The organism is Streptomyces bobili, assembly GCF_002154575.1.
Classification (GTDB): Bacteria; Actinomycetota; Actinomycetes; order Streptomycetales; family Streptomycetaceae; genus Streptomyces; species Streptomyces bobili.
In genome coordinates this window covers 22,262-29,422 of sequence record NZ_MUBA01000139.1, presented here as the reverse complement: position 1 = coordinate 29,422, position 7,161 = coordinate 22,262, and the positions used below count along the sequence as shown (strand labels likewise).

The 7,161-nt window shown below is 73.1% G+C and carries 9 protein-coding genes and 1 tRNA gene; 7 read left to right on the top strand and 3 right to left on the bottom strand.

Going from position 1 to position 7,161, the window contains the following annotated elements; all coding sequences use genetic code 11:
* A partial coding sequence (locus BZL64_RS12695) for a GPP34 family phosphoprotein (protein ID WP_143663106.1) occupies positions 1-292 on the bottom strand: 292 nt, incomplete at its 3' end.
* A gap of 203 nt (positions 293-495) precedes the next feature.
* Between BZL64_RS12695 and tdh the strand changes: the two genes are divergently transcribed.
* The 7 genes from tdh to BZL64_RS12660 all read left to right on the top strand — a co-directional run bounded on the left by tdh (position 496) and on the right by BZL64_RS12660 (position 5,386).
* A complete protein-coding gene (gene tdh / locus BZL64_RS12690) occupies positions 496-1,524 on the top strand; it encodes an L-threonine 3-dehydrogenase (RefSeq protein ID WP_086769133.1) in 1,029 nt (342 codons plus the stop codon).
* A 28-nt stretch (positions 1,525-1,552) separates the two neighbouring features.
* Positions 1,553-2,752, top strand: coding sequence for a glycine C-acetyltransferase (locus BZL64_RS12685; protein ID WP_086769131.1), 1,200 nt, complete (start codon positions 1,553-1,555; stop codon positions 2,750-2,752).
* Between the two features lie 51 nt (positions 2,753-2,803).
* Complete coding sequence (locus BZL64_RS12680; protein ID WP_086769129.1) at positions 2,804-3,706, top strand: LysR family transcriptional regulator; 903 nt, start codon at positions 2,804-2,806, stop codon at positions 3,704-3,706.
* Positions 3,707-3,738: 32 nt separating this feature from the next.
* Positions 3,739-4,317 carry a helix-turn-helix domain-containing protein gene (locus tag BZL64_RS12675; protein WP_086769126.1) on the top strand — a complete coding sequence of 193 codons (579 nt, stop codon included), beginning with the start codon at positions 3,739-3,741 and terminating at the stop codon, positions 4,315-4,317.
* Positions 4,314-4,835, top strand: coding sequence for a GNAT family N-acetyltransferase (locus BZL64_RS12670; RefSeq protein ID WP_086769124.1), 522 nt, complete (start codon positions 4,314-4,316; stop codon positions 4,833-4,835). Before BZL64_RS12675 ends, BZL64_RS12670 begins: the two co-directional genes overlap by 4 nt.
* Positions 4,836-4,865: 30 nt before the next feature.
* A complete protein-coding gene (locus tag BZL64_RS12665; protein ID WP_167396133.1) occupies positions 4,866-5,231 on the top strand; it encodes an MmcQ/YjbR family DNA-binding protein in 366 nt (121 codons plus the stop codon).
* A gap of 81 nt (positions 5,232-5,312) precedes the next feature.
* Positions 5,313-5,386 (top strand) — tRNA-Pro (locus tag BZL64_RS12660).
* A 158-nt stretch (positions 5,387-5,544) separates the two neighbouring features.
* Here BZL64_RS12660 and BZL64_RS12655 read toward each other — a convergent pair.
* Positions 5,545-6,195 carry an endonuclease gene (locus BZL64_RS12655; RefSeq protein WP_086769121.1) on the bottom strand — a complete coding sequence of 217 codons (651 nt, stop codon included), beginning with the start codon at positions 6,193-6,195 and terminating at the stop codon, positions 5,545-5,547.
* Positions 6,196-6,293: 98 nt separating this feature from the next.
* On the bottom strand, positions 6,294-6,932 hold the full coding sequence (locus tag BZL64_RS12650; protein ID WP_086769147.1) for a DedA family protein: 639 nt from the start codon (positions 6,930-6,932) through the stop codon (positions 6,294-6,296).
* Positions 6,933-7,161 lie beyond the last annotated feature (229 nt).

Sequence of the window (7,161 nt, the reverse complement as noted above, 5' to 3'; positions counted from 1 at the left end):
TCCGGGCGGTGTAGGCCGACGCCAGGCCCCGGCCGCGGCGCCACAGCCACTCCTCGACCGACTCGTACGGCTCCCGCCGTACCAGCGAGGACGCGGCGTCCGCCAGCAGGCGGTCGTCCGGGGGCGCGGCCCGGCCGGGTGTCACCCGGTCGCCGTCGAGGACGACCACGCCCGCCTCCGCGAGGTCGATCAGCTCGGCGCCCGCGAGGGCGAGGGAGAGTTCACCCTGCTCGACGGGGCGCGCGGGCGTCACGTCCAGCGAGACGATCATCAGGTCCTGCGCTGTGGTCATGAGCGGCTTCCCCTCGTCGGTCCCCCGTCCAGAGTGGCACGCCGCCACGGGGCGTGAAGCGCAACTGTGGCGGCGCTTAAGAAAGTCTCGATGGACCGCGGCGCCGCCGTACGGCAGATTGCTACCGGATTCCACCCCCTTTCCCCCGCAGCGGGCCGCTTCGGCATGCCCGGCGCGGGGGTCTCAACCTCAGGAGCCGTGGCGTGAAGGCGCTGGTCAAGCAGAAGGCGGAGCCGGGACTGTGGCTCGCGGACGTGCCGGAGCCCACCATCGGACCCGGGGACGTACTGATCAAGGTGTTGCGTACCGGCATCTGCGGCACCGATCTGCACATCCGGGCCTGGGACGGCTGGGCGCGGCAGACGATCCGCACCCCCCTGGTCCTCGGGCACGAGTTCGTCGGCGAGGTCGTCGAGACCGGGCGCGACGTCGCCGAGATCAAGGCCGGCGACCGGGTGAGCGGCGAGGGACACCTGGTCTGCGGCAGGTGCCGCAACTGCCTGGCCGGGCGCCGCCACCTGTGCCGGGCCACCGTCGGTCTGGGCGTCGGCCGCGACGGCGCGTTCGCCGAGTACGTGGCGCTGCCCGCCGCGAACGTCTGGGTGCACCGCGTCCCGGTGGACCTCGACGTGGCGGCGATCTTCGACCCGTTCGGCAACGCCGTCCACACCGCGCTGTCCTTCCCACTGGTCGGCGAGGACGTGCTGATCACCGGGGCCGGACCGATCGGCCTGATGGCCGCCGCCGTCGCCCGGCACGCCGGCGCCCGCAACGTCGTCGTCACCGACGTCAGCGAGGAGCGCCTGGAACTCGCCCGCAAGATCGGCGCGAGCCTGGCCCTGAACGTCTCCCGCGCGACCATCGCCGACGGGCAGCGCGAGCTGGGCCTGCGCGAGGGCTTCGACATCGGCCTGGAGATGTCCGGGCGCCCCGAGGCGATGCGCGACATGATCGCCAACATGACGCACGGCGGCCGGATCGCCATGCTCGGCCTGCCCGCCGAGGAGTTCGCCGTCGACTGGGCGCGCGTCGTCACGTCGATGATCACCATCAAGGGCATCTACGGCCGTGAGATGTTCGAGACCTGGTACGCGATGTCGGTCCTGCTGGAGGGCGGCCTCGACCTCGCCCCCGTGATCACCGGCCGCTACGGCCACCGCGACTTCGAGGCGGCGTTCGCCGACGCGGCGAGCGGCACCGGCGGCAAGGTCATCCTCGACTGGACCGCGTAAGTCACCTGCATTCCTGAGGAGTTACACCATGTTCGACTCCGTGCGCGACGACCTGCGCGCCACCCTCGACGAGATCCGCGCCGCCGGCCTGCACAAGCCCGAGCGGGTCATCGGCAGCCCCCAGTCGGCGACCGTCGCCGTCACCGCGGGCGGCCGGCCGGGCGAGGTACTCAACTTCTGCGCCAACAACTACCTCGGCCTCGCCGACCACCCCGAGGTGATCGCCGCCGCCCACGAGGCCCTGGACCGCTGGGGCTACGGCATGGCGTCCGTGCGGTTCATCTGCGGCACCCAGGAGGTCCACAAGGAGCTGGAGGCACGGCTGTCGGCGTTCCTCGGCCAGGAGGACACGATCCTGTACTCCTCCTGCTTCGACGCCAACGGCGGTGTCTTCGAGACACTGCTCGGTCCCGAGGACGCGGTGATCTCCGACGCCCTCAACCACGCCTCCATCATCGACGGCATCCGGCTCTCCAAGGCCCGCCGCTTCCGCTACGCCAACCGCGATCTGGCCGACCTGGAACGGCAGTTGAAGGAGGCGGTCGAAGGGGGCGCCCGCCGTCGGCTGATCGTCACCGACGGCGTCTTCTCCATGGACGGCTACCTCGCCCCCCTCGCCGACATCTGCGACCTCGCCGACCGCTACGACGCGATGGTCATGGTCGACGACTCGCACGCCGTCGGCTTCGTCGGCCCCGGTGGCCGCGGCACCCCCGAGCTGCACGGTGTGATGGACCGCGTCGACATCATCACCGGCACCCTCGGCAAGGCGCTGGGCGGGGCGTCCGGCGGCTATGTCGCCGCCCGCGCCGAGGTCGTGGCCCTCCTGCGCCAGCGCTCCCGCCCCTACCTGTTCTCCAACACCCTCGCGCCGGTCATCGCCGCCGCCTCCCTCAAGGTCCTCGACCTGCTGGAGACGGCCGACGACCTGCGGTTGCGGCTGGCCGAGAACACCGGGCTCTTCCGCCGCCGGATGACGGAAGAGGGCTTCGACGTCCTGCCCGGCGACCACGCCATCGCGCCCGTGATGATCGGTGACGCGGCGCGGGCGAGCCGGATGGCCGAGCTGCTGCTGGAGCGCGGGGTGTACGTGATCGGCTTCTCCTACCCGGTCGTCCCGCAGGGGCAGGCCCGTATCCGGGTCCAGCTCTCGGCCGCGCACTCCACGGCCGACGTCGACCGTGCCGTGGACGCCTTCGTGGCGGCGCGCGCGGAGCTGGAGGCCTGAGTCGGCCACCCCGGACATATCGCGATAATCCATCTTGCGATAATCGATCCCATGATCGAAGCGCGGCGGCTCCACATCCTCCGTGCGGTGGCCGACCACCGCACGGTGACGGCGGCTGCCGCCGCGCTGTACCTCACCCCGTCCGCCGTCTCCCAGCAGCTCACCGCCCTGGAGCAGGAGACCGGCCACCGCCTGGTGGAGCGCGGCGCCAAGGGCGTACGGCTCACCCCGGCCGGTGAGATCCTGCTCGCCCACACCCACGCGGTCCTCGCCCAGCTGGAGCGGGCGGAGGCGGAACTGGCCGCCTACGACGCGGGCACGGCCGGCACGGTCACCGTCGCCGCCTTCGCGACCGGCATCGCCCTGGTCGTCGCGCCCGCCCTGGCCCGGCTCGCCGGCACCGACCCGGGGATCCGGATCCGCGTCCAGGACGCCGAGGGCGACGCCAGCCTGCCGATGGTCCTCGACCGGCAGGTCGACATCGCCGTGGCCGTCGAGTACCGCGGGGCGCCCGCCGCCGACGATCCGCGCCTCGCCCACGTCCCGCTCTACGCCGAGCCCTTCGACGCGGTCGTCCCGGTCACCCACCGCCTCGCCGAGTGCGCCGAGGTACCGCTCGCCGAACTGGCCAAGGATCAGTGGATCGGCCCCTACCCCGGCAACCCCTGCCACGACGTGGTCGTCCTGGCCTGCGAGAACGCCGGTTTCCAGCCCCGCCTGGAGCACTCCTCGGACGACTTCCGCGCCGTCGTGGCGCTGGCCTCGGCGGAGGCGGGTGTGGCGCTGGTCCCGCGCTCGGCGCTGCGCGGCATGGACCTGGCCGGCGTGGTCGTCCGCCCGGTCGACGGCGTGCCCCCGACCCGCCGCGTCTTCGCGGCGGTGCGCCGCGGGGCGGAGGAACACCCGCTGATCCGCCCGGTGCTGGACGCGCTGGAACAGGTCACCCCCACCTGAGTGCGTCCCGGATCTGGGATAGCATCCCGAATATGAAACATCCTGTCGAGGACGAGGTCGACGCCCGGCTCGCCGCCCGCCTGGCCGAACTGCGCGGCGAACGCGGCTGGTCGCTCGGTGAACTGGCCGAGCGCAGCGGGGTGAGCCGCTCCACCCTCTCCCGCGCCGAGCGCGCCGAGATCAGCCCGACCGCCGCCCTGCTGAACCGCCTGTGCCATGTCTACGGGCGGACCATGTCCCGGCTGCTCAGCGAGGTCGAGGCGCAGGCCGGGCCGGTGCCGCTGGTGCGGGCCGGCGAGCAGGGCGTATGGGAGGACCGCGCCTCCGGCTTCGTCCGGCGGTCCGTCTCGCCGCCGCACCCGGCGCTGCGCGGCGAACTCGTCGAGGGCCGGCTCGCCGCGGGCGCCGACCTCGCCTACGACCGGCCGCCCGTGCCCGGCCTGGAACAGCACATCTGGGTCCTGGAGGGCGCCCTCGCGGTGACGGCGCAGGACGTCGAGCACCGTCTGGACGCCGGTGACTGCCTGCGACTGCGGGTGTGGGGGCCGACACGGTTTTGCTGCACCGGCGACCGGGAGACGCGGTACGTGCTGGCGGTGGTGCTGCCATGACGACGACCCGGCTCGACGCCACCGCACTCCTCGGCCACGCCGGGGAACTGGCCGGCCTGCTGGCCGACACGGTGGCCGGCGGCGCCTCCGTCGGCTTCCTCGCCCCGCTGGACCGTGCGCAGGCCCTCGCCTGGTGGGAGGGGCGTGCGGCCGGGGTCGCCGCCGGCCACCTGGCGGTCTGGGCGGCGCTCGACGGCGACCGGGTCACCGGCACCGTCACCCTGGCCTTTCCGGACAAACCGAACAGCCGCCACCGCGCCGAGCTCGTCAAGCTCATGGTCCACCGGGACGCCCGGGGCCAGGGCCTCGGGCGCCGGCTGCTGGCCACCGCCGAGGAGGCCGCCGCCGCGGCCGGTGTCACCCTGCTGCACCTCGACACCGAGACCGACAGCCCCGCCGAACACCTCTACCGCACGGCGGGATGGACCAGGGCGGGGATCATCCCCGACTACGCGGCCGACCCGGCCGGTGTGCTGCGGCCGACGACCCTCTACTACAAGCACCTCGCCACGAGGTGACTGTCAGTGCCTGCCGTTACCGTGCGAAGCATGCCGGACGCCGAAGACGTACGCCGTGTCGCCCTGTCCCTGCCGGACACGACGGAGAAGACCGCGTGGAACATGCCCACGTTCCGGGTCGCGGGCAAGATGTTCGCCACCCTGCCCGAGGACGAGACCTCGATCGCCGTGCGCTGCCCCAAGGAGGAGCGTGACGAACTGGCTCTCGCCGAGCCGGGGAAGTTCTGGATCGCCGGCCACGAGGCCCAGTTCGCCTGGGTCCGGGTCCGGCTGGCCGCCCTGGAGGACGAGGCCGAGCTGCGGGACATCCTCGCCGACTCCTGGCGTCAGGCCGCCCCGGCCTCCCTCCTGGAGGCCCATCCGGGACTGGGTGTGGCGGGGGAGGGGGCGCCGTAAAGGCGTGCGCGATCACCGACCCGAGTGCGGTATTGTTTCCCTGCGAGTCCGGCCGGGCGAAACCCCAGGTCAGACGGGCAACGGGACGTGGCGCAGCTTGGTAGCGCACTTGACTGGGGGTCAAGGGGTCGCAGGTTCAAATCCTGTCGTCCCGACTTTTCGAAGTCGGATCAGAGGCCGTCTTCTCAGCGATGAGAAGGCGGCCTCTGTCGTGTCCGAGAAGTGCGGTGTCCAAGAGGTGCCGTGTCCGAGAGCTGCGGCGCCGCTCTCGATGGCGCGGACGGGGCAGCGGGCCGTCCCGCCGCGGGCGGCGTCAGCCGGCCCTGGCGAACACCTCGTCGACCAGCTTCTTGTCCAGTGCCGCCCGCACCAACGCGGCCGCGAGTTCGGCCGGTTCGGCGGGCCGGGCCTGCTCGACCAGCCGGTCCGGCTCGTCCGGGAGGCCGAGCCGGCGCGCGCCGTCCAAGGCCTTCGCGTCGATGTACGGGGCCGCCTCCGGCCAGACGCTCTGGACCTCGCGCAGGAAGATGTCCGCTCCGGCGGGCCCGATCCCCGTCACCTCCTGGAGCAGGCGGCGCAGCCGGGAGACGTCCCCGTCGGCCTCCTCCCGCATGCGACGCAGGTCGCCGCCCCATCGCTCGGTCAACAGCTCGGCCGCCTCGCCGAGTTGGGTCGCCGTGCGTTCGTCGTAGCGCCGGTAGCCGCCGCGGCCCAGGGCGTCGACACGCTGCTGCCAGGTCGCTTCGGCCATGCCTCGGGGGTCGCGCATCCCCGCGTCGGAAAGGGCGCGGGCGGCAGCGACGGCGGTGGAGGCGCGGATGCGGGCGCTGAGCAGATGGGCCAGCACGAGGGTGCGGTACAGCGGCTGAGGAGTGTTCTTCAGCCGGATGCCCGCCTCCTGCGCGTAGGTGCGGCCGTGCGAGGAGACGAGTTCCTCGATGAGGTGCCGCTGCTTGTCGCTCATGGTGCCGGCCGGTCCTCGGCCTCGGGGTGGGAGTCCTGTGCCCGCCGGGTGCCCGCGACGAACGGGCGGAAACCGGAAGGGAGCGGGAACCGGAGCCCTCACCGCGACGGCGGACGCCGGTCGCGGCGTGCGCGGCGCACCTCCGCCAGCAGGGGCAGCAGGGAGAGCGCGACGACCGCGGCGACGAACGGCAGCAGATACGCCTCGACGTGCGGGACGGACGAGCCGAGGGCGTAGCCGGCCAGGACGAGACTCTGCGACCACAGCAGTCCGCCGACGGCCTGCCAGAGGGTGAAGGTCCGCGTGGGCACGCCGAGAGCACCGGCCGCCGGGTGCAGCACCGTCCGCAGCAACGGCACGAAGCGGCCGATCACCAGGGCCTTGCCGTAGCCGTAGCGGGCCAGCATCCTCTCCGCACGTGCCGTGCCCTCTCGCAGGCGCCGGTTCGAGGTACGGGCCAGCAGCGCCCGCCCGCCGTGCCGCCCGAGCAGGAACCCGGCCTGCGCACCCGCCACGGCGCCGACGCCGGCGCAGACCAGCACCTGCCACAGCTCCAGCCGCGGCGCCTGATGGCCGCCGGCCGCGCACAACGCGCCGGCCGGGAGGAGCAGCGCGTCCCCGGGCAGGAAGAATCCGACGACCAGCAGGCCCGACTCCGCGAAGATCACCACCAGCACGCCCAGAGCGCCGAAGGCAGCCAGCAGCGAGGCGCTGTCCGTCGGATCCACGGCGATCACGGTCATCGCCTCCCGGCCGTCCTCGCGAAGCTGTCGTCGGCGGTCCCGTCGGCCGGGTTCCCTGTCCCCGTTCATCCAGCCGGGGCGGCGGAGCCGCCGGAGCCCTCCGGGGGCGCACGGGGAGTACCCGTGCCGTCAGGTCCGTAATTCCTTGGACTCGGCGGGAGCCGTCGCGCGACACTGCGAAGGTCGGGTACGGCCGGTGACCTTACGACCGCACGGGGTGATG

What these genes read in the sequence shown, in the direction of transcription:
- BZL64_RS12685 (WP_086769131.1), top strand. Translation starts at nt 1,553, where the DNA reads ATGTTCGACTCCGTGCGCGACGACCTGCGCGCCACCCTCGACGAGATC.
- BZL64_RS12680 (WP_086769129.1), top strand. Translation starts at nt 2,804, where the DNA reads ATGATCGAAGCGCGGCGGCTCCACATCCTCCGTGCGGTGGCCGACCAC.
- BZL64_RS12675 (WP_086769126.1), top strand. Translation starts at nt 3,739, where the DNA reads ATGAAACATCCTGTCGAGGACGAGGTCGACGCCCGGCTCGCCGCCCGC.
- BZL64_RS12670 (WP_086769124.1), top strand. Translation starts at nt 4,314, where the DNA reads ATGACGACGACCCGGCTCGACGCCACCGCACTCCTCGGCCACGCCGGG.
- BZL64_RS12665 (WP_167396133.1), top strand. Translation starts at nt 4,866, where the DNA reads ATGCCGGACGCCGAAGACGTACGCCGTGTCGCCCTGTCCCTGCCGGAC.
- BZL64_RS12655 (WP_086769121.1), bottom strand. Translation starts at nt 6,195, where the DNA reads ATGAGCGACAAGCAGCGGCACCTCATCGAGGAACTCGTCTCCTCGCAC.